Here is a 24,271-nt window from a genome sequence, read left to right on the forward strand (position 1 = left end):
CGGTTTTTATCCGGACAGCAGCAGTGACCCGAACCCGGCCCGAGCGCCGGGTTTGTGCTTTATGGCGTTGGAGCGCATCGCGGCGCCGTCGTTCGATTTGAGCAATTCGTCGCCGCAATGCGTTCGGCGTCGCGAGGGCTAAAACAGTCTTTGCGCGACTTCCCTTCGAGCGTCCTCGCTGCTGTGCATTTCCTTAATTCCGGTGATTGCACGGCGTAGCCACTCATTGGCGATTGAGCGATGTTCGTCATGTTGCCGATCGGTCTGTCTCGTCGCCGAATTGCGCAATCGATCGTTGTTGTTCGTCATCAAAAGCCCCCTGTTTAAGCTACACACATTACGCACGCGCCAAAGCGCTTGCAAAAACCCGGCAAACTGCAATCGGTGGTGGAAGCTTTCTGACCAACCTGCGCAATAGCGCGGTAAGTGACGTTGCGGCTGCCGGCGCCTATGCGATCGGGAACGCGTCACTCACATCCGGCTCACTGGTTGCGGCTGGCACTCCGGGCTACTGGCTGGCCCATGCGGCATTAGGGTGCGCCGCATCGGCGGCGGAGGGAACCGGATGTGCTGGAGGCGCGATTGGCGGGGCCGTGTCCGCGTTTAGTGCTAACGCGATTGCGACGGCGGTGACGGGTGGTCAGGGTGTTACCGACCCGTCACAGCTTGCTATGATTACGGCGGCCACGACGCTGCTGGGCGGCGGCGTTGCAGCGGCACTGGGCCAGAACGCAGCAGGGGCTGTGAATGCTGCTGCGAACGAGACGCTGAACAATTCATGCGCACACGCCTGCGGCGACGACCCAGAGAAGGTGAACGAGCACACGTATACGCACCAGGTCTTGCCGCAGAGTGGTGGAGCGGTCGACGAGGAACAAGCCGGGCAGAATCTCGGAGTCGGCAAGGGAACGCCGCTGGCGGGATTGCCCGCTGCCACAAACAGTGGCGTGCCGAGTAGCCTAAGTGGTTTGGCGAACCCGAGTTCGATCAGGTTTACGCAGAGCAGTATCAGTTCGACTTTCTCGGATGGGTCCTCTTTGCAAGATGCAATCGGAGCGTTGAAATCGGGGGTCTTGTCTCCCAGCGATTTGCCGCCGATCCGCGTGTATGAGCAGAACGGGCAGATCTATACCCTCGATAATCGCCGCTTGTTTGTGACATCGCAGGCGGGAACAATGGTTAACATCACGCCTGCAACACCTCAGGAAATAACGAGCCAAGCGTGGAAGTTCACAACGCCAAACCAAGGATGCATCATATGCATTCGAGGCGTGCCCAAGTAGTGAGGCCAGGATGCTATCGGAACAAATTAACGACGTTGACTCGAAAGAGCGGCTGGCAGATTTCGTTGCCGCCCTGGCAAGAGACGTGCAAGAAAATGCGAGGGAGTGGGAAAACGTTAGTCTCGACAGGTTTCTCGGTGCTATGGAGGCTTGGATTCGAGACATGGACGGGTATTACAAGAACACGGGGCAGCCGATTCCAGATACGCCTACGTGGCGAACGTTCGCGGACATCTTGTTTGCTGCCCGAATGTACGAATAGGCTGCGCTAGCGCAGGATAGGCTTGCGCCGGTTATTGGCCGGAAGCAGCAATGGGACGAACCCGGCCATGCGCCGGGTTTGCTGGATACGGCCGCGAGCGCGGCACTCTCGCCTGACTTCATAAAGGGAATAGACGCGGCTGGCGTACCGCTCGACGCCGGGCAGATGGCCGCGCTCGCGGGATTTGCGACGCTGGCCGGTGGTGCGTTGGCGGCCTTAGGTGGGGCGAACGTACAAGGCGCGGCCACGGCGGCGCAGAACGAGGCGTTGAACAACTCGGCTACCCACATCGGGGACGGCAGATCCGAATCGCAGAAGGAATTCGATGAACAACGCGCGCGGCTTGAGAAAGAAAAGCAGTTACTGGGCGAATCGACAACGGTCACGCGTGACGATGGCGTAGCTTACAAAACGGGCTCAAATGCGATCGGCGGACTGGGAGGAGCCGCCAACAGCTCCGCCCGGCCTGTGACGGCACAAAATTTTTTCGACGGGACTCAGTACACGCCCAAAGTGCTAGGCCAGGCTGCTTTGGGTGACTATCACGGCTTTCCCGAGTCAACTGATGGTTTCTCCGGGGAGAGATCGGTCACCCCGATTGTCGGAAACGATGGTGTCGCTCGCTGGCGGTTGACGATACCGGGGTCTTACAATGGAAAGAGCGGGGTGTTCGAATACATCCGTAACCCCGATGGCACTATCAATCACCGGTTGTTTGTTCCAAACAAATAAACTATGCCAGTATCTAAAATCCTTGAGCTTTATGCGCGAAATGGACATAGCCTCATTGACAATGGTCTGAATGAGGCAGCGCTCCCACTGGCGGATGCAGATACCGCGCTACAGTTGTTTAGTCAGCAGCGATGGCATGTGCTGGGTGGCGATGTGTATCGGTTGGACGAGAGTGGCCGATTCGAGCCGACCTACGAAAATTGGTTCTATGATGGAGTGGATGGCTTACAAAGTGTTGCGGTAGCTCGTGATTTCGTGAGTGGTCTTGCAGGACGGCCCGTGTACATCGTATTCGTCGTTGAGGATCGCGATTAAGTATTCGCCCAACCATTGAGCGCCGCACTTGTTGCTTGCAGCCGCCGGCTGCGTTCGAGAGACTGTGCGTTGCGCAGCCTGCTCCATTGCACGTATGGCGGCGGATGTTGAAGCTGCTGGTTCTACGCGGATATTGGTACGGTGAATGCATGCTTCAATAGCGCTGAAAGCAACGTTGAAGCGCGGCTTAGTTTTGCGCGATGAGCGACATTCTAGAAAATGTGCACGTGTGCGTCCTTGATCGTGCGCGAGCTTGATCGCGCAGTCGAACACTGACGCGAAGGGGATTGTCTGGTCGTTGTCTTATCGAGATCATCTGAATAGACGGCTTAAAGCAACCAGGATCGATGGCAGTTCCATTTGCGATTTGCGCATAGTCACCTGACTACTTCGCGGACGACCAAGGGCTTTGTCCGCAATGAATATAACATTCGACTGACAATCAGCGGGAAATGTAAGCGAAATCGGGGAAGCACTTGAAGACCAGCATTGGACGAACGAAGCGCCAGCGGCGGTCGTTCTATTTATTCACATTCATTGCATTGAGCGCAGTTGTCACGTCGAGCGCCGGTTACGCCGCGGGCATTGTGGTCGACGGCAGCACGGCGACAACTGTCACCATCTCACCGGGTGGGCGTCAAACCGTAAATATCGCCCCCGCAATCGGCGGAGTTTCCGACAACACGTACACCTCATTCAACGTATCGAAAGCCGGCGCCAATCTGAACAACGTCGGCATCAACGCCCGCACAATCGTGAATCAGGTGACCAGCACAAACCCGTCCCTGATCCAGGGCGACATCACCGTGCTCGGGCCACGCGCGAATGTCATCCTTGCGAATCCAAACGGCATCACTTTCGACGGCGGCAGCTTCGTCAACGCCGGCCACGTTGTTCTGTCGACAGGTCAGGTGAGCTTTAACGATCTCGCGCCGGCACCAGGTGTCATGCAACGAAATGTCGTTCTAACCACGAATCGCGGCGCGATCGCCATCGGTCCCGGCGGACTCAGCGGCACCCTTGTCAATCTCGATCTGATTGCTAAGCAGTTGTTAGTGAACGGTCCTGTGACTAACAACTTCACGACGTCGACGGGCGGAGTGCGAGCAACTATCGGAGACAGCACCAACACGTTTGACACGAGCCTGTCGCCCAGTGATAACAACCACGACTGGCTCGTCAGTTCAACATCTCCCGGCTCGACGAATTCGGCATTGGCTGTCGACATCACGTCGCTCGGTGGGTTGACTGGCGGTCGCGTGCAACTCATGGTCACGGACAAGGGTGCGGGCGTGCGTAATCTCGGTTCGATCTACGCAAGCGCTGGTGATGTCGTTGTATCCGCGCTTGGTGACGTGAGCGTAATCGGCGGATCGATCAAGGCAGAAAACAATATTGAGGTCACAACGTCAGGCGCGTTCCTGTTGCGTGGAGCACAGACGTCTGCTGCCAATGGGGCGACGGTAAATGCGAACGGCATTACGCTTGTCGATGACGCTGCAAGTGCCTCTACGCTTACCGCACAAAACGGCGCTGTCCAACTGACCAGTACCGGCGACATTTCCAACACGGGCAGTTTGATCCAGTCAGGCGGGACCACCTCGGGTGGCGTTACCGTCGGCGGCGATGTGACGTTGAACGCCACCGGTAGCATCCTGAATCGATCGAGTGTGGCCAATCTTGGCATTGTCTTTGCGGCAAACGGCCAGACGTCGCTGAACGCACAAGGCAACATCACCAATGAGAACGGTCGCGTACTGGCAAATGGAAAAACCAGTGTAATCGCGCAAGGCGACATATCCAACATCATCGATCATACCGACGGAACAAACAGTGGACAGCCTGTCGCCTACTCGCATACAGGCGGCAGTTTCCTGTTTTTCACTCACGGTACGAGCGGCTTTGACGTCGATTACGGTACCGTCGCCCAACCGGGACAGCTCGCATACATTGCATCGACTGCGGGATCGGTCAAGGTTTCGGGGCGAAACGTCATCAACTCGGGCGGCCTCATCCAGTCCAACGAGGGCGACATTTCAATCACCGCCCAGCAGGCGTTCACTAACGAAGCGGTATTTTCTGGGCAGGCCAGCTATGCGCGCAGTTGCTGGGTTTTCTGTCATGCAAGCGCGTCAAGCAATGTGATGCCTCACGGTGGCACGATCCAGTCCGGTGGAAACATCGCGATTTCCGCAGGGACCGTCGCACGTAACATCGGCGGGAACGTTTTCGCCGGTGGTGATATTGCCGTGTCCGCTCCCATGACCTACGCACAAGGCGTCACCGGTTATTCGGCGATAAATCAAGGCCGCGGATTCAAGGCATTTTTTGGCAGCACATGGGCGCAAATTATCGCGACCGATGTAGGCGGTGGCTTTACGGCCAACGGATCAGTATCACTGGTAGGCAGCGCTACTATCGATGGCGGTTACATCGTCGGCGGCAAAGGCGTTTCCGCAAGTGGCCGCATAACGACGGTTCGTGCTCCTGCGTCGACTCCGGTGCAGCTTGGCCAGCACTTGGGCATGACAACGTGGTGGTGGCATTGATGCAGTCAGTATCGAGTAAGTCACGTGCGAAGCGCTCGCTGATATTTCGAGTGTTGCCGCTCGTCTTCGCGCCGAGTGCAGCTGTTCTCGCACAAACGCCGCCGGTTCCGCCTATTCCGCTCCAGTCGCTACCACTAGCTCGCCCGGTGCAGGATCCCGCGCAGCTGATCATCGACCAGCAGCGCGAGCAGGCGGCACAGAGACAGCTAAATCAGGCACCACCGTCGATCACCTTGCCGGAGTCTGCGTCGCAAGGTTCGCTAGACGTTCCCCTAGATACACCGGTTGACCAGATTCATGAGCCCGGGCCCGCGTTTCCGATCACCCGCATCACGGTTGAAGGCAATACGGTTCTGCCTCAAACGGGTGTTGACGCGATTGTGACGCCGTTCGTCGGCCACGCCCTTGGCTCACATCGTCTGAACGTATTGCTCAAGCGGCTTACCGATGCGTTCGTGTCGTCCGGTTACATTACGACGCGTGCGTTTCTCGGACCGCAAAATCTTGAGTCTGGCGTGCTGACGATCCGAGTCCAGGTCGGTCGCATTTCAGAGTACACGCTGAACGGGAAGCCGCTGGGAAAACGGCTGAAGAAGGATGAAAAGTCTGCTGGCGGTGGCCTGCTGACGGACGCGGGGTCCGAGTGGGCATTCCCGGCAGCACCTGGCGACCCGCTCAGGTTGCCCGATATTGACCAAGGTGTCTCACAAATCAACCGTCTGCGCCGCAATCAGGCCGAAATCCAGATTCTTCCTGGCCAATCTCCGGGCGATTCTGTTGTTGCGATCAGCAATCGCCCCGGCGACCGACTTTACTACACGCTAGGCGTCGACAATTACGGCAGCTCCGCGACCGGGGTTACGCGTTATCGCGCAGGTGTCGAAGCCGACAACCTCATTGGCTTGCAGGAGTCGATCAGTCTGAATTTCCTTAATAGCGAGGACAGCAATGCGTTCGTCGGTTCGTTCGCGATGCCATATGGGCGACATACATTCAGCTACACGTTCTCGGATTCGGAATACCAACAGGTGATAGGCACGAGTGCGCTGATGTATGGACGCACGTTGAGCCATATTCTCGGATGGAATTACACACTCGATCGCAGTCAGGCCGGCATTACGAATCTGGACGCAACACTATCGTGGCGGCGCACGGATCGCGAAATCAACAATATCGAACTAAACCCGCAGCACATCGCTGTTTTACGTGTTGGTGCAAACTGGCTGCGGAAATTCGTCGTGAACGACGCCGCAGGTAACATCACTTTCGATGCAGGCATTGCCGAGGGGTTGCCGTGGCTGGAGGCAGATCATGATCCGCACGGAATCGGCCGTGACGATGCACACAGTCAGTTCACGAAGCTCGATGCCACGGCTTCTTTCACAGTTCCGTTGCCGAAGCTCGGTCGGGTGGCGCTCGCCTACCGCGGAACCTTGAGCGGACAATTCACCAATGTCGCGCTCTACGGTTCCGAACAGTTGTACCTCGGCGGAATGGATACCGTTCGCGGCTTTCGTTCGGGCGAGATCGCCGGCGATAGAGGCTTGTATTCGCGCAATGAGATCGCATGGCTGAACGTTCCGGCATGGCATGACGGACGTGTAGAGCCTTACATATTCTGCGATGCCGGCAAGGCAAGTCTCGTCGCCGTGCCGGGTTTTCCAACACTCGCGGGAGCAGGCGCGGGATTGCGCACGCAATGGTTGTGGCATCGACAGATGCTGTCGGCAGAAGCGCTCGTTGGCCGTGCGCTGACTCAACCGGCTGCGCTTGGCCCCAAGGCAACTTTGGCGCTTGCAACAATTAACTGGAATTACTAGTCGTGAAAAAATACTCCCCGTTGTCCTTCGTCGCAGCGAGCGCTTTTTGTCTGGGCGCTGCCTTTAACGTTTCTGCACAGGCGGCTGCGGCAGACTTGCCAGCGGGTGTCGTGGCACTTGTCAATGGGATGCCGATCTCGCAAATGGAGTTGGATGCGGCAGTACAAGAGTCCCATCAGCCAGACACAACGCGCTTGCGCCAGCTTATCAAGCAGCAACTCATTGCGCGCGAACTTTTCAGACAGAACGCCGAGAAGCAGCATTACGATGCCAAGCCGGAGGTGCAGCAGGCGATTAGTGTCGCGAAGATCAACGCCGAAACGCAAATCTATCTGAGAGACAACCTTCATCCGGAGCCCGTGACCGATGGGCGGATTCGAGCCCGTTATGACGAAATCGTCGGATCACTCGGCAAGGAAGACTACAAGGCACGAGTGATTGCCGTTGCTGATGATGCGACGGCCAACGCAGTCATCGCTCAGCTTAAAGCGGGCGCGGCGTTTGACGCTGTGGCCCGCCAATATAGTGTGGCACCCACAAGGTCGGCCGGCGGCGAGCTGCCGTGGGTGAGTTTCAAGACGCCTGTGACAGAAGGTAAGACTCAAGGGCTGCCTATCGCGCTCGCGCAGGCAATCATCCAGTTGCCCGTTGGCGGCATCACCCCGACGCCGATCGTGACCGCCGATGCACGCGTGATTGTGAAACTCGACGCGAAGCGTCCCACCAATGTGCCGACGTTCGACCAAGCAAAGGATGCGATCCGTGCGCAGTTGAAAACGCTCGCCTTGGAGAAAGCCGCGGCGGCTTTCGTTAGCGAACAGCTTCAAACAGCAGCGATCCGGCAGTGAGAAGGGAGGTGTCACATGAGTGGATGGCGTCACAGACACCGATACATGAGGCAGCTTCGTCATCGGCGTGCCGCTCTAGTTCAGAAAGGGAGCCTACGGCGTCGCTTTTAGACGCGGCCGCTCCGAATTACGTGTTTGGTGTCGGCGGGCAAGGCACTCGGACCGGGCTATTCAGATTTGGGTAAGTCGAAGAAAATTCTCTTTTGGGCACTGAAATGAGACGACTGTCGGGTGTCATTTCAGCAATGGGTCTTGGGCTTCTCGTGGCATGGTTCTTTGGTTATGTGACGAGTCACATCGATTGGCCGCGTGGAAAAGGCGCTATCCACGGGTGCTATGAGATCGACCATTGCGATGTACCCTGGTGGGCGTTGGCAGTCTTCATTTCATGGTTTTTGGGTCCAGCACTCGTCTATGGCGGCGTTGCCTTTGTTGGTCTCGGGAAACAATGGTCATTCACACGATGGACAGTGGGGTTCTTGGCTTAAGCATGAAGGTTGGCATCGGGCCGGCAACAGCCTCCCCTCCATCAAACAAGAGCATTACTAGCAGCCGCCGCCCGCCCGCGCAGCCACGTGATGCTCGCAAAGAGCAGCACTGCGAACACGATCAGCATTGTCGCGACGGCGAGGATCGACGGGTCGATCGAGTCGCGAATTCCACTCCACATCTGCCGCGGCACGGTTGTCTGGTCCGGGCCGCCGATGAACAGAATGACAATCACCTCGTCGAATGACGTCGCGAACGCGAAGACGCTGCCGGTGGCGATCGCCGGCATGATGAGCGGCAACGTCACGCGCCTGAATGTCACCCACGGCGGCGCGCCGAGCCCTGAAGCGGCACGCAACAGGCTGTGGTCGAACGAAAGCAACGAAGCGGTCACGGTAATCACGACGAATGGCGTGCCGAGCGCCGCATGCGCAAGCACCACACCGGGATACGAGTTCACGAGTCCGAGCGGCGCGAAGATCAGATAGAAGCCCGCTGCGACCACGACGATGGGTACGATCATCGGCGAAATAATGAGCGGCATGATCAGCGAGCGCAGCGGAAACTGCGAGCGCGACAGGCCCAATGCGGCGAGCGTGCCGAGACACGTGGCAATCACCGTCGAAGCCGCGCCGATGCCAAGGCTATTGAGCAGCGAACGTTGCCAGTCCGCGCTCGTGAGCGCCTGCTCATACCAGCGCAGCGAAAATCCTTGCATCGGATACGAAAAGTAGGATCCCGAATTAAACGAGAGCGGGATGATCGCGAGAATCGGCGCAATCAGGAAGAACAGCACGAGTGCGGTATGCAGCCGCACCCAGCGCGCGGCGACGCGTTCGGTCAGCATCTTGTTGCGTTGATCTTGCATATCGTTCCTTCGTCGTGTCCCTTCGTCTTGCTTCGTCGCGTGTGCGTTCGAACGGTGCTTACCCGAAGCGCAAGCGGTCAATGCCTACGATCCGGTTAAAGAGAAAATAGAAGATCGCCGTGAAGATCACGAGATAGGCCGAGAGCGCACCGGCGAGGCCCCAGTTGAGCTGCGTGTTCGTCTGCATTGCAATGAGCTGGCTGATCATCTCGTCGCCGGCGCCACCGAGCAGCGCAGGCGTGATGTAGTAGCCGAGCGCGAGCACGAACACGAGGAAGCAGCCGGCGCCGACGCCCGGCAGCGTCTGCGGCACGTAGATCCGCACGAACGCGGTGAGCGGATGCGCGCCGAGCGATTGCGCGGCGCGCATATAAACCGGCGACACGCTTTTCATGACCGAGTAGTTCGCGAGAATCATGTACGGCAGCAGCACATGCGTCATGCCGATCAGAACGCCTGTACGATTGAAAATGAGCGGCAGCGGGTGAGTGGCGAGGCCGAGACCCGTCACCAGACTATTGATGACGCCGCCCGGTTGCAGCAACACATACCACGCTGTCGTGCGCACGAGCAGCGAAGTCCAGAACGGCACGATCACGAGCAGCATCAGCCGGTTGCTGCTTTTCGCGGGCAGGTTCGCCAGCAGCCACGCGACAGGATAGCCAAGCACGAGGCATAGCAGCGTGACCGTCGCGCTGATCGAGATGGTCCGCACGAACGCTTGCCGATAGACCGAAGCGTTATCCGCGACGAAAGCGAGCGTGCCTTGAGGCGTCACCTGCGCATCGACCGCGGCGAGCAGATAGTCGGGCGTCGGCGACGCTGCGGCTCGCTTCAGCAAGCGCCACGTCTCGGGCGAGTTCCAGCGTTCGTCGAGTTCGACGAGCGCCGGCTTCCACGCCGGCGGCGCATCGCCCGATAGCTGACGCGCGGTGCGCATGAGCAGGCTGCGAAACTCGGGCTGTGCGAAATTCAGCCGCCGCGCCACGGTGCCGAGCTGTCCGCTTTGCTGGGCCTCCTTGAGCCCCGCGGCGAGCAGCGCGAACGTGGCCTCGTCCGGCACGCCGCGACCGTCCCATGCATCGAGCGCACGTGTAAGTGCGGGCATGCTGTCCGGCACTTCGCGGTTCTCGACGCTGCGCGCGAGCAGCAGCATGATCGGCGCAATGAACGTCGAGAGCAGAAACACGAGCAACGGCAGTGCAAGCAGCAGCGCCTGCAACGATGCGCGGCGGCGCGCCTTCTGGAACGACGCGCGGCCTTCGGCTCTCGTCGGAGAGCCCGGGACCGTACCTTGGGCGGAAGCGGGCATGCTGGTAGTCAAGTTGGGCTCTCGTCGAACGGTGGCGTTACTGCGTCAGCCACACCTGGAAGCGCTTGTTGATCTGGTCCGCGTTGTCGGCCCAGAAGTTCGCGTTGATCTGCAGCGCGCGCTTGAAGTTCTCGGGTGCGGTCGGCAGATCGGCAAGACGCTGCTTGTCGATGAGCGCAATCGCGTCCTTGCGCGGCGGCGCGTACGCGATGTACTTCGACAGATCCGCGTAAGCCTTGGGTTGCGAAGCCGAGACGATGAATTTCGCCGCGGCGTCGGCGTGCTTCGCGCCCGTCGGCACTGCCCACCAGTCGAAGTCGTAGACCTGCGCGTCCCAGACCGCCTTGAACGGCTTGTTGTCCTTCTTCGCGGCATCGGAGATGCGGCCGTTGTAGGCCTGCGTCATGACGACCGCGCCGTCCGCGAGCAACTGCGGCGCCTGCGCGCCCGACTCCCACCACACAATGCTCTTCTTGATCGTGTCGAGCTTCTTGAACGCGCGATCCACGCCGGCGGGCGTGCCGAGCACCTTGTAAACATCTTTAGGATCGACACCGTCCGCGATCAACGCCCATTCCATCGACACCTTCGGCGACTTGCGCAAGCCGCGCTTGCCCGGGTATTTCTGCAGGTCGAAGAAGTCGTTGACGGTGGTCGGCGCGGTCTTGAGCTTGCTCGCGTCGTACGCATAGACCGTCGACCACACCATGCTCGCGACCGCGCAATCGCTGATCGAGCCGGGAATGAAGTCGCTCGTCTTGCCGATCGTCTTCTTGTCGAACTTCTGCAGGAGGCCTTCGTCGCAGGCGGTGATCTCATCGTTGGTTTCGAGGTCGATCAGATCCCACGTGGTGTTTTTGGCCTGCTCCATCGCGGAAAGCTTGGCGAGACCGCCGTCATACGATTCGGTCGAGAAGCCGATCCCCGTGGCCTGCGTGAACGGTTCGAAGTAGGCCTTCTTGGCCGCCGCTTCGTACGCGCCGCCGAAGGTCACGACGGAGAGCGTCTCCGCTGCCTGGGTGGTCACGGTGGCGAATGCGGCTACGGCGAGTGCAGCGCATTGTGCTTTGATGAGGGTGCGCATGTCAGTTGGCTCCTGCTGGTGCGGTCGTGATTATGGAAGGTGAGGGCGGTGTGGTTACGTTGATTGCGGGCGCGCTTCGGAGCGCAGGTGCGGCGAGGATCTTGCAGTCGTCGTGGCGCCACGCGACGTCGATGGTGCTGCCGGGCGAGGGCAGCGCATGGCGCTGGGTGTTGGGCACTTTCACGACAATCGAATCGCGCGAGCCGAGTGTCAGATGTACTCGGTGATGATCGCCGCAATACACCAGTTCGTCGACGCGCGCACGCACTACGTTGTCGTGTTCGGCGGCGAGCGTGCCTTCCGCGCTCGGGATATGCGCGCGTTCGGGGCGCAACGCGAGCATCGCTTCGTCGCCGGCGCGCAGGCCCTCTTCGCAACGGCCGCGAATCATGCTGCCGTCCGAAAGCGCGAGCGTTGCGGAGCCGTCGCCCGTATTCGCCACGCGCCCGGTCAGTCCGTTGTTCTCGCCGACGAAGTTGGCGACGAACGCGTTCTGCGCGTTTTCGTAGAGCTCGCTCGGTGTGGCGGCCTGCTGGATGCGACCATCGGAAAACACGGCCACGCGGTTCGACATGGTCAGCGCCTCCGCCTGATCGTGCGTCACGTAGACGATCGTGAGCGACAGTTCGCGATGCAGGCGCATGATTTCGTATTGCATCGTTTCGCGCAGGCGCTTGTCGAGCGCACCGAGCGGCTCGTCCATCAGCACGACACTCGGCTCGAACACGAGCGCACGTGCGAGCGCGACGCGCTGCTGCTGTCCGCCGGAGAGTTGCGCGGGACGCCGGTTCGCCAGATGCGGAAGTTCGATCATGTCGAGCGCACGCTTCACACGCACCTTCTGCTCGGCGCGGCTCACGTGCCGCACGGAAAGCGGAAAGGCGACGTTCTCCGCAATGGTCAGATGCGGAAAGAGCGCGTAGTTCTGAAACACCATGCCGATGTCGCGCTGATGCGGCGGCTTGTCGTCGAGGCGGCGGCCGTCGAGGCGGATCTCGCCGTGAGTGGGCGTTTCGAATCCCGCGAGCATCATCAGCGTGGTTGTCTTGCCCGAGCCGGAGGGCCCGAGCAGCGACAGAAATTCTCCCTTGCCCACCTCGAGATTCAAGTCATCGACGACATATTGGGCGCCGTCATACGATTTGCTCACGCGCGAGAGCGAAATGAAGGAAGGGTTTGACATCGTGATCGCGTCCTGTCGATGATGCGTCGTAATCAATGTGTACCGGGCTGCGTCGCGGCGATCTTGCTGGCAATGTAGCGCGCGAAGTCATAGTTGGGGCGTTCGAGATGGCTCAAATGGCCCGGTTTGGCGAGCGGCGCGTGCACGCCGCGAAAGACCGCTTCCACGCCGCGTTTATCTTCGGCGTTCACGTCGTCCAGCAGTTTCTTCAGCGTCGCCATGTGCCCGTTCGCCTCGGGGTCCGCGATGAACTCCGGCGCAAGCCCTCCGCCGAAGCGGATATGCACGCGCCCTACGCCCTGAGGTTGCAGCACGAGATACCAGAAGTAACCTGGGGTAAGCGTGACCAGATGCGTCGGGTAGATCGCGAGCAGCGCGGTGGTCTTGCGCCAATGCCCGGTAAGTCGCGTGTTCTCCGGATGCGCGTTGCCGATCGGCAAAGACGCTTCCTTCGTAATCCAGTGATAGTTGAACGCGGGATAACCCGGCGGGCATTCCATTTCTTCGAGCCGCGAATGCGGTCCGACCGTCGCGCGATGCAACATGGGCAGGTGATAGCTTTCCATGAAGTTTTCCGCGAGGATCTTCCAGTTCGTGTCCCACACGTGCTCTTCATAGAACGTTTCAATGTAGTCCGACATGCCATATGCGCCGATCAGTTCGCTCAGATCGGCAAGCTGCTTGCGCACGGGCGGCGTGTTTTCGTCGAGCGTCACATAGAGCCAGCCTTGCCATTCTTCGCAACGCACTGCGGGCAGCCGGTAGTTTTCCTTGCAGAAGCCCTGTTGCCGGTCCATGAGCGGCGCGCCGTGCAATGCGCCGTCCAGTGAATAATTCCACGCGTGATACGGGCAGACGATGCGGCGCACGTTTCCGCGTCCTTCGAGCAATACCGACATGCGATGCAGGCACACGTTCGACATCGCCCTGAGTTGCATCTGTTCGTCGCGCAGAACTACAACGGGTTGCGCGCCGATGCGCGCGCTCAGGTAATCACCTGGGGCTTTCAGCGCGCTCGCGCGGCCGACGCATTGCCATTCCCGCGAGAAGATGGCGCGCTCTTCCAGCGCCAGGAATTCGGGCGACGTGTAGACACCGGGCGGCATTGCATGCGCATCGCCGAATGGCCGTTCGCAACCTGTCTGCAGGTTTTCAACCAGTCCTTGCACTGCAGTCGTCGTTGGCAGGTCGGTCATGCGTCCCCCTCGATTCGTGACGGTAAGAGCGAGCCGGCGTAAAGCCTCGCGGCGTAGCGCTCAACATGGCCACCAATCTATCAAGCCAATTTGCAAGCCAAAATATTGTTTTCAGATACAAAGCAAAGGTTTTGTCTATGCAGCGAACGCAATTTGAAAGCAGTCGACCAAGCGCGGTGAATCACTCGTCTATATGTAGTCGCCGGATGTAGTTCTCGCAGAACGACGCGAAACGATGCACGACCTGGCGAGGCTTCATCGTGCGCGATTGCGCGATGCCTAGCATCGTTGCGTTGACGTTGTCTTTGAAGCGTTTAATGACGAACTCTTCGCCATCTACCGTGCGATTGGACTTGAGCGGAAAGTTAAGCAGGCTATAGCCGAGACCGTTGGCTACCATGCCGCGCACGACCTCGGGCTGCGACGAGCGAAACGCCGGCACCGGCCGGCTGCCCACGGCGTCGAAGAGCGCGGCGAAGTACTCGCGGCTGTGCGGCAGGTCGAGCATCACATAAGGCTCGGGCAATAAGTCGGCGAGCGATACCTTGCGCGCGCGGGCGAGCCGATGCGTGCGCGGCAGGATCGCGTAAGGCGGCAGCGAAAGCAGCGGCGTGAAGGCGATGTCCTCGGTCAGGTCGAGGCTGTAGGTGAGGGCGATGTCGAGCGAGCCGTCGTGCAGGCCGCGCAAAAGGCCGTCCTGATGCGCCTCGACGGTGCGAAACGAAATGCCTGCGTGCTCGCCCGTAAAGCGGCTGATCAACCGCGGCATGAGCGGCGGCGCGAGCGAGACGAGGCAGCCGAGCGCAATCGCGCCCGTCATGCCGCCGTCCATTTCCTTCGCGGTCGTTTGCAGTTCCTCCGCGATCTTCAGCAGATTGCGCGCCTGGCCGAGCAGATCGCGTCCGGCCTGCGTGAGCGAAAGACCGCTCGCATGATGTCGTATGAAGAGTTGCACGCCGAACGAGACTTCGAGATCCGCAAGCGCCGTCGAGATCGACGGTTGCGAAATATGCAGGCGCTTTGCCGCCGCCGTGAAAGACAGCGCTTCCGCCGTGACGACGAAATAGCGCAACTGGCGCAATGAATAGCGCAACGGGTGACTTTCCATCGACGACGCTCCATCTTCAAGGTCTTCAACGAGCGGCATTGTGAGGCGGTCAAAAAGCGCTGCATAGGAAAAACCGATGCGCTGCATTTTTTTAATATGTTTTTCGGATTCGGAACGGGCGGGTAGATTTTGACGGGAGACGAACGGCCTGGGCGGCACACGCCGTCTGCAAGCACGATTCGCTATAGCCTCTTCTGAAGGACACAGTCATGACACTCGAAACAACGTCGATCGATACGCTGGTGGTCGGCGCCGGCCAGGCCGGCGTCGCCATGAGCGAACACCTGACGAGGCTCGGGGTGCCGCACCTCGTACTGGAGCGAGCCCGTATTGCCGAGCGCTGGCGTACCGGGCGCTGGGATTCGCTGGTTGCGAACGGTCCCGCATGGCACGATCGTTTCCCCAACCTGGAGTTCGCGGACGTTCACCCGGACGCTTTTGCGCCGAAGGAGCAGGTCGCGGATTATTTCGTCGCATACGCAAAGAAGTTCGATGCGCCGATCCGCACTGGCGTGGAGGTGAAGCACGTCGTGCGTAATGCCCGACGTCCGGGCTTTACGGTCGAAACGTCGGAGGGCACGATCGAGGCTAATCGCGTGGTCGTTGCAACGGGCCCTTTCCAGCGTCCCGTCATTCCGCCGATTGCGCCGCAAGACACGCGTCTCACGCAAATTCATTCCGCCGACTATCGCAACCCGGGGCAATTGCCTGAAGGAGGCGTGCTGGTGGTGGGCGCGGGATCGTCCGGCGTACAGATCGCGGACGAGTTGCAGCGTGCAGGCAGGCGCGTTTATCTGTCGGTCGGGGCGCACGACCGTCCGCCGCGCGCTTATCGCGGTCGCGATTTTTGCTGGTGGCTCGGCGTGCTCGGCGAATGGGACGCGGAGGTCATGAAGCCGGGCAGGGAACACGTGACGATCGCAGTAAGCGGGTCGCGCGGCGGTCATACGGTGGACTTCCGGCGTCTCGCGCATCAGGGCATTACGCTCGTGGGTCTCACGAAGTCCTTCGACAATGGCGTCGCTGTCTTCGAAGACGATCTGGCGGCGAACATCGCGCGCGGCGACGAGAACTATCTGTCGCTGCTGGACGCGGCCGACGCGTATGCCGAGCGCAACGGTCTCGATCTTCCGCAAGAACCGGAGGCGCGCGCCATTCCCGCCGACCCCGAGTGCGTCACGCATCCGCTTCGCGAACTCGATCTGGCAGAAGCCGGCGTGACGTCGATTGTGTGGGCAACCGGTTATGCAGTCGATTTCGGCTGGTTGGACGTGAACGCGTTCGACGAAAAAGGTAAGCCGTCGCATCAGCGCGGCGTATCAAAGGAGCCGGGCATTTATTTTCTCGGACTGCCGTGGTTGTCGCGTCGCGGCTCTGCGTTTATCTGGGGCGTGTGGCACGACGCGAAGCACGTCGCCGATCACATCAGCACCCAGCGCAAATATCTGGCGTATTACGATGGACCGCAACGCGAGGTAGCGAGCCGCGACGAGAGCACAGCAGGTACTGAAGCCGCCGACGGCACGTCCGCCGGTTCAAAGGTTCATAAAGTAAGCGAAATGGGCGTGAACTGATTCACGCGTCTCTTCCGCGATCCGCCTCCCCCCATCTTTCTCCCCATATAAATGGTGCACTCATGAGCCAACCTACGCATACCCGTATTCGCATGTTCAACACGAAGGACACGTATCCGAACCAGACGCTCGACAACGACCTCTGTCAGGCCGTGCGCGCAGGCAATACGGTTTATGTACGCGGCCAGGTGGGGACCGATTTCGAAGGACGTCTGGTCGGCTTGGGCGACCCGCGCGCCCAAGCCGAGCAGGCCATGAAGAACCTCAAGCAATTGCTCGAAGAGGCGGGCAGCGACTTGTCTCACGTCGTCAAGACAACGACATATTTGACCGACGTTCGCTATCGCGAGCCTGTGTATCAGGAAGTCGGCAAGTGGCTGAAGGGCGTATTTCCGATTTCCACCGGCCTCGTCGTGGTTGCGCTGGGTCAGCCGCAATGGCTGATGGAGATCGACGTGATCGCCGTCATTCCAGACGGATGGACGCGGCCGCAAGCCTGAGGAGCGGGATATGACATTCTCCATTGTCGGACGCTGCGCGCAATCGGGGCAGCTAGGGGTTGCGATCAGTTCTTCGAGCATTGCAGTGGGCGCCCGATGCCCTTGGGTGCGTGCAGGCGTCGGCGTGGTCGCGACGCAAAACGTCACGCTGCCAGCACTGGGACCGCAGATTCTCGATATTCTCGAAAGCGGGCAATTCGATCCCGCCGCCGCGTTGGATCGTGCGCTAGGGGCAAGCGACTGGAGCGAATATCGTCAGGTGACGGTGGTCGATAGCCAGGGCCGCACGGCGTTCTTCAGCGGCAAGGAAGCGTTGGGTACGTATCACGCGGTTGCGGGCAAGCAATGCGTGGCAGCGGGCAATATGCTCGCCGGCGTCGAAGTGATCGAGGCGATGGTCCCTGCGTTCGAGCAGACCGCAGGCCCGCTTGCCAATCGGCTCCTCGCGGCCATGCACGCGGCGATGGCCGCAGGCGGCGAGGCGGGGCCCGTGCATTCGGCGGCGCTCAGAATCGTGGGCGATGTGAGCTGGCCGATCGTCGACTTGCGTGTCGATTGGGCGGACGACGATCCCATCGGCCAACTCGACGGTTTGTGGCGCGCGTATCAGCCGCAAATGCAGGACTATCTGACTCGCGCGTTGAATCCGACCGCCGCGCCGAGCTACGGAGTGCCCGGCAATGAGTGACAGGTCCAGCCGCGCGCTGCTCGCCACGTTGATCGGCTTTGCCACGGTCAGCCGCGAGTCGAATCTGGACATGATCGCGTTCATTCGAGATTACCTGGACGAACTGGGTGTAGAGAGCGAACTCTTCTACAACACCGAGCGTACCAAGGCGAACCTGTTTGCGACGATCGGTCCGCGTGAGCGAGGCGGCATCGTGCTGTCAGGCCATACCGACGTGGTGCCGGTCGAAGGACAGGCGTGGAGCGTCGACGCCTTCCGTCTCACCGAACGCGACGGGCGGCTGTACGGTCGTGGGACGGCCGACATGAAGGGCTTCATCGCATCGGTGCTCGCGGCGGTGCCGAGCTTCGTCGAACGCGATTTGAAGCTCCCGGTGCATCTCGCCTTTTCATACGACGAGGAAGTCGGGTGCCTTGGCGTGCGACCTATGCTCGCTGAACTCGAACGGCGTCCGCATAAGCCGGTGCTGTGTCTGATCGGCGAGCCGACCGAACTCAAGCCAGTGCTCGGACACAAGGGCAAACTGGCGATGCGCTGTCAGGTCAAGGGTGCGCCGTGCCATTCGGCCTATGCGCCGTATGGTGTCAACGCCATTCAGTACGCGGCGCGCATGATCAGCCGTCTGGAAGAGATTGGCGACCGTCTCGCGCAGCCCGAGTATCGCGACGAACGGTTCGATCCGCCGTTCTCGACCGTGCAGACCGGAGTTATCAAAGGCGGTCGCGCGCTGAACATCGTACCGGCAGAATGTGAGTTCGATTTCGAAGTCCGGGCGCTGCCGGGTTTCGACGCCGGCCAGGTAGCCGATGAGTTGCAAACGTACGCCGAAGCCGAGCTGCTTCACAGGATGCGTGCCGTGAAGTCCGACGCCGACATCCGCTTCCAGTCGCTCTCGGCTTACCCGGGGCTGGCTACGTCGCCCGACAGCGAAGCGGCGCGTCTTCTAACGTTGCTGACCGCTTCAAACGAGTTTGGCACGGTGGCGTTCGGCACCGAAGGCGGGCTCTTCGAGCAGGCGGGCATTCCCACCGTGGTCTGCGGACCAGGCAGTATGGACCAGGGGCATAAGCCAGATGAATTTCTCACCAGCCAGCAATTGAGCGATTGCGATGCAATGCTTGCTCGTCTGGCGGATTACCTTTCGGCTATGGATTGAAACGCACGCGCTGGCGACAGCGCGCGGTCGCGATTCAACCTTGGTTTCTGGCGCTGAAACCTCGGCTTCGATTTACAGAGCACTCGCGGCGCTCGCCGCGTGATCGGCCGGTCCCTAGGCCGGCTCCCAGGCCGGCCCCGGCCGATACCCGGGCCGTGCTTCAGTTGCCGTCGTCATCGCCTCGCGCCTGCTTGCGCGAACGCGGCGGTTTGCTCGCGGCTTTCGCGGCTTTCGCGCCTTTCACGTGCCGCGCGTCGCGTTCCCGGCTCCAGTGTTCGAGCAGTATTCGCGTCTGATCGCGTACCGTGGACTTCAACTGCTCGGCCTTCTCTGCATCCATGCTTTTCCAGCCGAGAACCGACAGCGTCGAGCGATGCGCGAGGTGAAAGACCACCAGCTGTCCATGCAGACTGAAAGTGCGAATCTGCGTGACCGGGTCGTCGGAGGCTAGCCCGCAGATACGCGCGACCAGCGCGGCGCTCGCTTCGTTCAACGGCTGACGGATCCGGCACGCGAGAATCTGCGTGGCGCTCTCCGGCTCGTAGCCGGCCTGCTCGCGTGCAAAGAACATCCGCCGGCCCGGCTTGCTCGCTTTCGTGAACGCGCCGTCCGCCATGGCTTCCTGAATCCGGATGAAAGCGTCGATCAACACTTTGGTCCCGGCGTTTTCGCGCACCACGGCCTGTGCGTGTTCGATGGCCGGGCCGAAGGTTCTCCATGCATCGTCGGCCAGTGCTTCGACGCACGCGCGATACACCCCTTCCTTGTTCTCGAAGTAGTACTGCAGCGCGGGCGCGTTGACGCCGGCGCAAGCCGCGATCTCGCGGGTCGACGCGCCTTCGAATCCGTGATCGCCAAACAGCTGGATCGCTGCTTCGATGATTCGTTGACGTGTCTCGTCACCGCGCGCGTAGCCGCCTTCCGGCGACCGACGCACTTTCTGTGCGGGATTCATGCATTTCTCTCCATTACTTCCACACAAATATATCACTTGACACAATTCTATCGACTGGAATAATTCTGCCAACTGGAAATAATTGGACCACTGAGATGTCAACGACCGCAGATTCCCCGTCCCGTCCCCGACCCGCTGAAGAGTCGCCGCCGTCAGGCATGCGCCGTCCAGGCCGGCGCACGGTGTTGATCGCGCTCGGCGTCGTCGCGCTCATTGCCGGAGGTGTCTGGCTCGCGCGTTGGTGGACCGTAGGCCGCTTTATCGAGAGTACCGACGACGCCTATCTGCAGGCCGACAGCGTCACGGTCGCTCCCAAGGTGTCCGGCTATGTGACGGAAGTTTATGTCGCGGACAATCAGATGGTGAAGCCGGGCGATCCTCTCGTGCATCTTGACGCGCGCCAGTACCAGGTCGCGCTCGACCAGGCGCTCGCCACCATCGACGCACGCAAGGCGGACATAGAACGCGCGCAGGCCGACATCAAACAGAAGCAGTCCAATATCGCGCAGGCACAGGCGCAAGAGCGGGTGGCCCGCGTGAGTGCACAGCATGCGAGCGACGAAGTGCGGCGTTACGCTCCGCTCATCGCGACCGGCGCTGAAAGCAGTGAACGCATGGCCGAGCTGACCAGCACGCGCGACCAGGCGAATGCCACGCTTGCCGCAAACGCAGCCGCGGTCGACGCCGCACGTTCGCAAATCGGCTCTGCCACCGCGCAGCTCGCACAGGCGCGCGCGCAACTCGAAGCCGCCGAGGCAAGCGCACAACAGTCGCGGCTCGATCTCGAGAACACGGTGGTGCGCAGTGCGCTCGGCGGCAAGGTGGGAGACCGCACCGTGCGCGTCGGTCAATACGTGCAGCCCGGCACGCGGATGCTGACGGTCGTTCCTGTACGAAGCACCTATTTGCTGGCCAATTTCAAGGAAACGCAGGTGGGCCGCATGCGTGTCGGCCAGCCCGTGGAAATGCATGTCGACGCGTTGCCCGGTCATACGCTGCATGGCGTGATCGACAGTTTCTCGCCGGGCACCGGCTCGCAGTTCGCATTGCTGCCGCCGGAGAATGCGACCGGCAACTTCACGAAGATTGTGCAGCGTGTGCCCGTGCGGATTCGTATCGATACGGGGGCGGAAACGCGCAGCGTTTTATTGCCTGGCCTCTCTGTGACGGTCGATGTCGACACGCGGTCTGCGCGTGAGCGCGATGCGCGTATCGATGCCGAGAACCGTCGTGGCTGACGCGACTGCGGCGCCTGCCGCACCACACGGTGAAGAGCGGGCGAGCGTCGGCGACTGGATCGCCGTCGCCGCCGGCGCGCTCGGCGCATTGATGGCGACGCTCGACATCTCCATCACGAACTCCGCGCTGCCGCAGATTCAGGGCGAAATCGGCGCGACAGGAACGGAGGGTACATGGATTTCCACCGGCTACCTGATGTCCGAGATCGTGATGATTCCGCTCGCGGCATGGCTCACACGCGTCTTCGGCCTGCGCAACTTCCTGCTCACCAACTCGGCGCTCTTCATTGCATTTTCGATGATGTGCGGCTGGTCGCACACGCTGCCCATGATGATCGCCGGCCGTATCGGCCAGGGCTTTACTGGCGGCGCGCTGATTCCTACCGCGCAGACGATCATCCGCACGCGGCTGCCGCTTTCGCAGTTGCCGGTCGGCATGACGATGTTCGGCCTGATCGTGCTGCTCGGGCCGCTGCTGGGACCGGTGGTCGGCGGCTGGCTCGCGGAGAACGTCAGCTGGAGCTGGTGCTTCTTCATGAACCTGCCGATCTGCCTTGCGCTGATGACGCTGCTGATTGTCGGCCTGCCGTCGGACAAGCCCCACTGGGAAGCTTTCTTCAAGGCGGACTGGCTCGGCATCGTCGGGCTCGCGATCGGGCTCAGTTCGCTCACGGTGGTGCTCGAGGAAGGGCAGCGTGAGCGGTGGTTCGAGTCGTCGACAATCGTCCTGCTCACCTGCGTATCGGTTTTCGGCATGATCCTGATCGCAGTTTCGCAAATGACGGCAAAGAAGCCGATCGTGCGCCTCGGCCTGATGCGCAATCCTAACTATGCAAGCGTGATCGTGATCGTGTCGGCGGTCGGCGCCGCGCTTTATGGGGTGTCGTATCTGCTGCCGCAGTTTCTCGGCGTGGTGGCGGGCTATAACGCGGAGCAGTCGGGCGCGATCATGCTGCTCTCGGGGCTGCCGGCATTTCTGATCATGCCGGTGCTGCCGCGGCTGCTTGGCAAGTTCGATTTCCGTCTTCTGGTCATCACCGGGCTCGTGTTGTACGCGCTCAGTTGCATGCTCGACATCAGCCTGACGGCGCAAAGCGTCGGGCACGATTTCGTCTGGTCGCAGCTGATACGCGGCACTGCACAGATGCTCGCAATGATGCCGCTCAATCAGGCGTCCATGGCTGCGGTGTCACGCGAAGATTCCGGCGACGCCGCGGGACTCTACAACATGGCGCGCAATCTCGGCGGCTCGATCGGCCTTGCGATCATCGGCACCGTGATCGACCGGCGCACGACCTTTCATACGGCAATGATCCGTGAATCGGTGAGCGCGAATTCGCTGATCGGTCAGGACAGCATTGCCGCCAATGCGGCGAACTGGTTCACCCATACCGGCGACATGGCGTACTCGCGAATGCGAGCGCTCGGCCAGCTCGGCGCGCAGATCCAGCAGCAGGCGATCGTAATGACCTATTCGGAAACTTTCTATCTGCTCGCCATCGCGCTCGTCGCCTGCATTCCTCTTGCGTTGCTTCTGAAGACGCCGCGCAGGAATGCGCCGGCGCCTCCGTCCGCCGGACACTAATGTTTTCTGATCTCACATGATGTTCAACCGTCCCTCGAGTTTCGCCCTGGCCGCCGCGGCGCTTCTGTCTTCGCTGTCTGTGTTGCCGGGCTGCACAGTCGGTCCCGACTATCGCGGTGCACCGTCCGTTGCGCAGGATGCTCACGACGCCGCGTTCGTGCGCACGCCGGCGGCGGGCACGACCGCGGCGCCGGCACCCCGTGAGTGGTGGCTCTCGCTGAACGACCCGCAACTGGACGATCTGATCGCCGCCGCGCTCGCGCATAGCCCGGACATGCATATTGCGCAGGCGCGCCTGCGCGAGTCGCGCGCGCAGCTGCAGTCGCAGCGCGCAGACGCTTTGCCGAAGCTTTCGGCCAACGCGGCTGCGCTGCGCACGCGCGAGCCCGATCTGAGCGCGCTTAGTTCGGCGGGCTCGTCCGGCGGCAGTTCGGCGTCGTCGGGAAGGGGGCCGCTGCAGCTTTACACGGCGGGTTTCGACGCCTCATGGGAAATCGACCTGTTCGGCGGCACCCGGCGCGCGATCGAAGCCGCATCGGCCAATGCCGAAGCTGTCGACGCGGATCTCGCGGACACCCAGGTGTCGCTTGCCGCGGAAGTGGCGCAAACGTACATCGACCTGCGCGACCAGCAAACGCGGCTTGAACTCGCGCGGCGCCAGGCGGACATCGAACAGAAAATGTTGACGCTGACGCAGCAGCGGCGTGAGCGCGGCACGGCTGCGGATATCGATGTCGAACGTCTGACCACGCAGGTCGAAAACACGCGCTCGACGCTGATTCCGCTCGACGCGCAAATGAGCGATTCGCTCGACCGCCTCGCGGTGTTGACTGGGCGCGCACCCGGCGCGCTGGATCAGCAACTGGCGTCTGCCCGGCCGCTGCCGCCCATGCCTGCGACGGTGCCCATTGGCGACCCCTCTGCGATGTTGCAGCGCCGTCCAGACATTCGAGCCGCGGAGCGGCGGCTTGCATCGAGCAACGCGCAAATCGGTGAACACGTGGCGGACTTTTTCCCGAAAGTGACGTTGTTCGGCGATATCGGCTTCAGCGCGAGCGATCCGGGCCATCTCATACGCAAGAGCAACTTCAGCTGGATTACTGCACCCTATCTGCAATGGAATGCATTCGATTTCGGACGCACGCTAGGCAGCGTACATGCGGCTGAGGCGTCGCGAGACGAAGCCGAGGCTCGTTACACGAAGGCTGTTCTCGGCGCGCTTCAGGACGCGAACTCTTCGTTGTCGCGCTATGGGCATCAGCGTGAGCATGTCGTGACGTTGCTGAAAGTGGAGACGTCCGCCACCCACTCTGCCGCGCTGATGCGGCAACGCTACACAGCGGGTGTCGCGACGTTGATCGATTTGCTCGACACGCAGCGCCAGGAATTCAGCGCGCAGCAGAATGTCGTGGCAGGGCAGGCGGAGTTGCTGAAGGACTTCGTGTCGCTGCAGAAGAGCCTTGGCATCGGGTGGCAAGCGCCGCAGGGGTAGTCCGGTCGGGCGTTTGCGTGGTGTGGCGCAAAGC

The 24,271-nt window shown here is 60.9% G+C and carries 21 protein-coding genes; 14 read left to right on the forward strand and 7 right to left on the reverse strand.

All coding sequences use genetic code 11. From position 1 onward, the window contains the following. Positions 1 to 233 precede the first annotated feature (233 nt). From BCA01S_RS39165 to BCA01S_RS25035, 7 genes are all read left to right on the forward strand, one after another. Positions 234 to 1,283, forward strand: a complete 1,050-nt coding sequence (locus tag BCA01S_RS39165) for a DUF637 domain-containing protein (protein ID WP_244145940.1) — start codon at positions 234 to 236, stop codon at positions 1,281 to 1,283. 10 nt (positions 1,284 to 1,293) lie between these two features. Beyond that, positions 1,294 to 1,545 (forward strand): DUF7660 family protein, encoded by a 252-nt coding sequence (locus BCA01S_RS39650; RefSeq protein ID WP_027779262.1) that lies wholly within the window; start codon positions 1,294 to 1,296, stop codon positions 1,543 to 1,545. 78 nt (positions 1,546 to 1,623) lie between these two features. Further along, entirely contained in the window at positions 1,624 to 2,277 is a 654-nt protein-coding gene (locus BCA01S_RS39470) for a hypothetical protein (protein WP_052369501.1), read from the forward strand. A 3-nt stretch (positions 2,278 to 2,280) separates the two neighbouring features. Further along, positions 2,281 to 2,592, forward strand: a complete 312-nt coding sequence (gene imm40 / locus BCA01S_RS38105) for an Imm40 family immunity protein (protein ID WP_156955085.1) — start codon at positions 2,281 to 2,283, stop codon at positions 2,590 to 2,592. A 536-nt stretch (positions 2,593 to 3,128) separates the two neighbouring features. Continuing rightward, a complete protein-coding gene (locus BCA01S_RS25025) occupies positions 3,129 to 5,141 on the forward strand; it encodes a two-partner secretion domain-containing protein (protein ID WP_027779264.1) in 2,013 nt (670 codons plus the stop codon). After that, on the forward strand, positions 5,141 to 6,961 hold the full coding sequence (locus BCA01S_RS25030; RefSeq protein WP_027779265.1) for a ShlB/FhaC/HecB family hemolysin secretion/activation protein: 1,821 nt from the start codon (positions 5,141 to 5,143) through the stop codon (positions 6,959 to 6,961). The genes BCA01S_RS25025 and BCA01S_RS25030 overlap by 1 nt, the downstream gene beginning before the upstream one ends. Positions 6,962 to 6,963: 2 nt before the next feature. Then, complete coding sequence (locus BCA01S_RS25035; protein ID WP_027779266.1) at positions 6,964 to 7,809, forward strand: peptidylprolyl isomerase; 846 nt, start codon at positions 6,964 to 6,966, stop codon at positions 7,807 to 7,809. 529 nt (positions 7,810 to 8,338) lie between these two features. Here the strand turns inward: BCA01S_RS25035 and BCA01S_RS25040 are convergent. From BCA01S_RS25040 to BCA01S_RS25065, 6 genes are all read right to left on the reverse strand, one after another. Continuing rightward, positions 8,339 to 9,166: an ABC transporter permease gene (locus BCA01S_RS25040; protein ID WP_020069962.1), complete on the reverse strand. Its 828-nt coding sequence runs from the start codon at positions 9,164 to 9,166 to the stop codon at positions 8,339 to 8,341. 58 nt (positions 9,167 to 9,224) lie between these two features. Beyond that, positions 9,225 to 10,478, reverse strand: coding sequence for an ABC transporter permease (locus tag BCA01S_RS25045; RefSeq protein ID WP_027779267.1), 1,254 nt, complete (start codon positions 10,476 to 10,478; stop codon positions 9,225 to 9,227). Positions 10,479 to 10,515: 37 nt separating this feature from the next. Then, positions 10,516 to 11,562 (reverse strand): ABC transporter substrate-binding protein, encoded by a 1,047-nt coding sequence (locus BCA01S_RS25050; RefSeq protein WP_027779268.1) that lies wholly within the window; start codon positions 11,560 to 11,562, stop codon positions 10,516 to 10,518. Position 11,563: 1 nt separating this feature from the next. Next, positions 11,564 to 12,745: an ABC transporter ATP-binding protein gene (locus BCA01S_RS25055; RefSeq protein ID WP_027779269.1), complete on the reverse strand. Its 1,182-nt coding sequence runs from the start codon at positions 12,743 to 12,745 to the stop codon at positions 11,564 to 11,566. A gap of 32 nt (positions 12,746 to 12,777) precedes the next feature. Then, positions 12,778 to 13,941: an SRPBCC family protein gene (locus tag BCA01S_RS25060; protein WP_027779270.1), complete on the reverse strand. Its 1,164-nt coding sequence runs from the start codon at positions 13,939 to 13,941 to the stop codon at positions 12,778 to 12,780. Between the two features lie 181 nt (positions 13,942 to 14,122). Beyond that, positions 14,123 to 15,049 carry a LysR family transcriptional regulator gene (locus tag BCA01S_RS25065; RefSeq protein ID WP_027779271.1) on the reverse strand — a complete coding sequence of 309 codons (927 nt, stop codon included), beginning with the start codon at positions 15,047 to 15,049 and terminating at the stop codon, positions 14,123 to 14,125. Between the two features lie 209 nt (positions 15,050 to 15,258). Here BCA01S_RS25065 and BCA01S_RS25070 point away from each other — a divergent pair, with 209 nt between their 5' ends. The 4 genes from BCA01S_RS25070 (at position 15,259) to argE (ending at position 18,967) form a co-directional block, all read left to right on the forward strand. Next, on the forward strand, positions 15,259 to 16,623 hold the full coding sequence (locus tag BCA01S_RS25070; RefSeq protein ID WP_027779272.1) for a flavin-containing monooxygenase: 1,365 nt from the start codon (positions 15,259 to 15,261) through the stop codon (positions 16,621 to 16,623). A gap of 62 nt (positions 16,624 to 16,685) precedes the next feature. Next, positions 16,686 to 17,123, forward strand: coding sequence for a RidA family protein (locus tag BCA01S_RS25075; protein WP_006048278.1), 438 nt, complete (start codon positions 16,686 to 16,688; stop codon positions 17,121 to 17,123). Positions 17,124 to 17,133: 10 nt separating this feature from the next. Further along, positions 17,134 to 17,811: a DUF1028 domain-containing protein gene (locus tag BCA01S_RS25080; protein WP_027779273.1), complete on the forward strand. Its 678-nt coding sequence runs from the start codon at positions 17,134 to 17,136 to the stop codon at positions 17,809 to 17,811. Further along, the gene (gene argE / locus BCA01S_RS25085) at positions 17,804 to 18,967 is read left to right on the forward strand and encodes an acetylornithine deacetylase (protein ID WP_027779274.1); all 1,164 of its coding nucleotides are present in this window, start codon (positions 17,804 to 17,806) and stop codon (positions 18,965 to 18,967) included. The genes BCA01S_RS25080 and argE overlap by 8 nt, the downstream gene beginning before the upstream one ends. A gap of 160 nt (positions 18,968 to 19,127) precedes the next feature. Here the strand turns inward: argE and BCA01S_RS25090 are convergent, their stop codons facing one another. After that, positions 19,128 to 19,922 carry a CerR family C-terminal domain-containing protein gene (locus BCA01S_RS25090; RefSeq protein ID WP_027779275.1) on the reverse strand — a complete coding sequence of 265 codons (795 nt, stop codon included), beginning with the start codon at positions 19,920 to 19,922 and terminating at the stop codon, positions 19,128 to 19,130. Between the two features lie 95 nt (positions 19,923 to 20,017). Between BCA01S_RS25090 and BCA01S_RS25095 the strand changes: the two genes are divergently transcribed. From BCA01S_RS25095 to BCA01S_RS25105, 3 genes are read left to right on the forward strand one after another with little or no spacing between them, the layout of a single operon-like run. After that, complete coding sequence (locus BCA01S_RS25095; RefSeq protein ID WP_027779276.1) at positions 20,018 to 21,160, forward strand: HlyD family secretion protein; 1,143 nt, start codon at positions 20,018 to 20,020, stop codon at positions 21,158 to 21,160. Continuing rightward, positions 21,153 to 22,745, forward strand: coding sequence for an MDR family MFS transporter (locus tag BCA01S_RS25100; protein WP_027779277.1), 1,593 nt, complete (start codon positions 21,153 to 21,155; stop codon positions 22,743 to 22,745). The genes BCA01S_RS25095 and BCA01S_RS25100 overlap by 8 nt, the downstream gene beginning before the upstream one ends. A 16-nt stretch (positions 22,746 to 22,761) precedes the next feature. Next, positions 22,762 to 24,237 (forward strand): efflux transporter outer membrane subunit, encoded by a 1,476-nt coding sequence (locus tag BCA01S_RS25105; protein ID WP_042319344.1) that lies wholly within the window; start codon positions 22,762 to 22,764, stop codon positions 24,235 to 24,237. Positions 24,238 to 24,271 lie beyond the last annotated feature (34 nt).

The organism is Paraburkholderia caledonica NBRC 102488 (genome assembly GCF_000685095.1).
In the GTDB taxonomy this organism is placed as follows: domain Bacteria; phylum Pseudomonadota; class Gammaproteobacteria; order Burkholderiales; family Burkholderiaceae; genus Paraburkholderia; species Paraburkholderia caledonica.

Bases quoted from the DNA above. Each gene is read 5' to 3' on its own strand.
- BCA01S_RS39650 (WP_027779262.1), top strand. From the start codon at position 1,294: ATGCTATCGGAACAAATTAACGACGTTGACTCGAAAGAGCGGCTGGCA.
- imm40 (WP_156955085.1), top strand. From the start codon at position 2,281: ATGCCAGTATCTAAAATCCTTGAGCTTTATGCGCGAAATGGACATAGC.
- BCA01S_RS25030 (WP_027779265.1), top strand. From the start codon at position 5,141: ATGCAGTCAGTATCGAGTAAGTCACGTGCGAAGCGCTCGCTGATATTT.
- BCA01S_RS25040 (WP_020069962.1), bottom strand. From the start codon at position 9,166: ATGCAAGATCAACGCAACAAGATGCTGACCGAACGCGTCGCCGCGCGC.
- BCA01S_RS25045 (WP_027779267.1), bottom strand. From the start codon at position 10,478: ATGCCCGCTTCCGCCCAAGGTACGGTCCCGGGCTCTCCGACGAGAGCC.
- BCA01S_RS25050 (WP_027779268.1), bottom strand. From the start codon at position 11,562: ATGCGCACCCTCATCAAAGCACAATGCGCTGCACTCGCCGTAGCCGCA.
- BCA01S_RS25055 (WP_027779269.1), bottom strand. From the start codon at position 12,745: ATGTCAAACCCTTCCTTCATTTCGCTCTCGCGCGTGAGCAAATCGTAT.
- BCA01S_RS25060 (WP_027779270.1), bottom strand. From the start codon at position 13,941: ATGACCGACCTGCCAACGACGACTGCAGTGCAAGGACTGGTTGAAAAC.
- BCA01S_RS25065 (WP_027779271.1), bottom strand. From the start codon at position 15,049: ATGGAAAGTCACCCGTTGCGCTATTCATTGCGCCAGTTGCGCTATTTC.
- BCA01S_RS25070 (WP_027779272.1), top strand. From the start codon at position 15,259: ATGACACTCGAAACAACGTCGATCGATACGCTGGTGGTCGGCGCCGGC.
- BCA01S_RS25075 (WP_006048278.1), top strand. From the start codon at position 16,686: ATGAGCCAACCTACGCATACCCGTATTCGCATGTTCAACACGAAGGAC.
- BCA01S_RS25080 (WP_027779273.1), top strand. From the start codon at position 17,134: ATGACATTCTCCATTGTCGGACGCTGCGCGCAATCGGGGCAGCTAGGG.
- argE (WP_027779274.1), top strand. From the start codon at position 17,804: ATGAGTGACAGGTCCAGCCGCGCGCTGCTCGCCACGTTGATCGGCTTT.
- BCA01S_RS25090 (WP_027779275.1), bottom strand. From the start codon at position 19,922: ATGAATCCCGCACAGAAAGTGCGTCGGTCGCCGGAAGGCGGCTACGCG.
- BCA01S_RS25095 (WP_027779276.1), top strand. From the start codon at position 20,018: ATGTCAACGACCGCAGATTCCCCGTCCCGTCCCCGACCCGCTGAAGAG.
- BCA01S_RS25105 (WP_042319344.1), top strand. From the start codon at position 22,762: ATGATGTTCAACCGTCCCTCGAGTTTCGCCCTGGCCGCCGCGGCGCTT.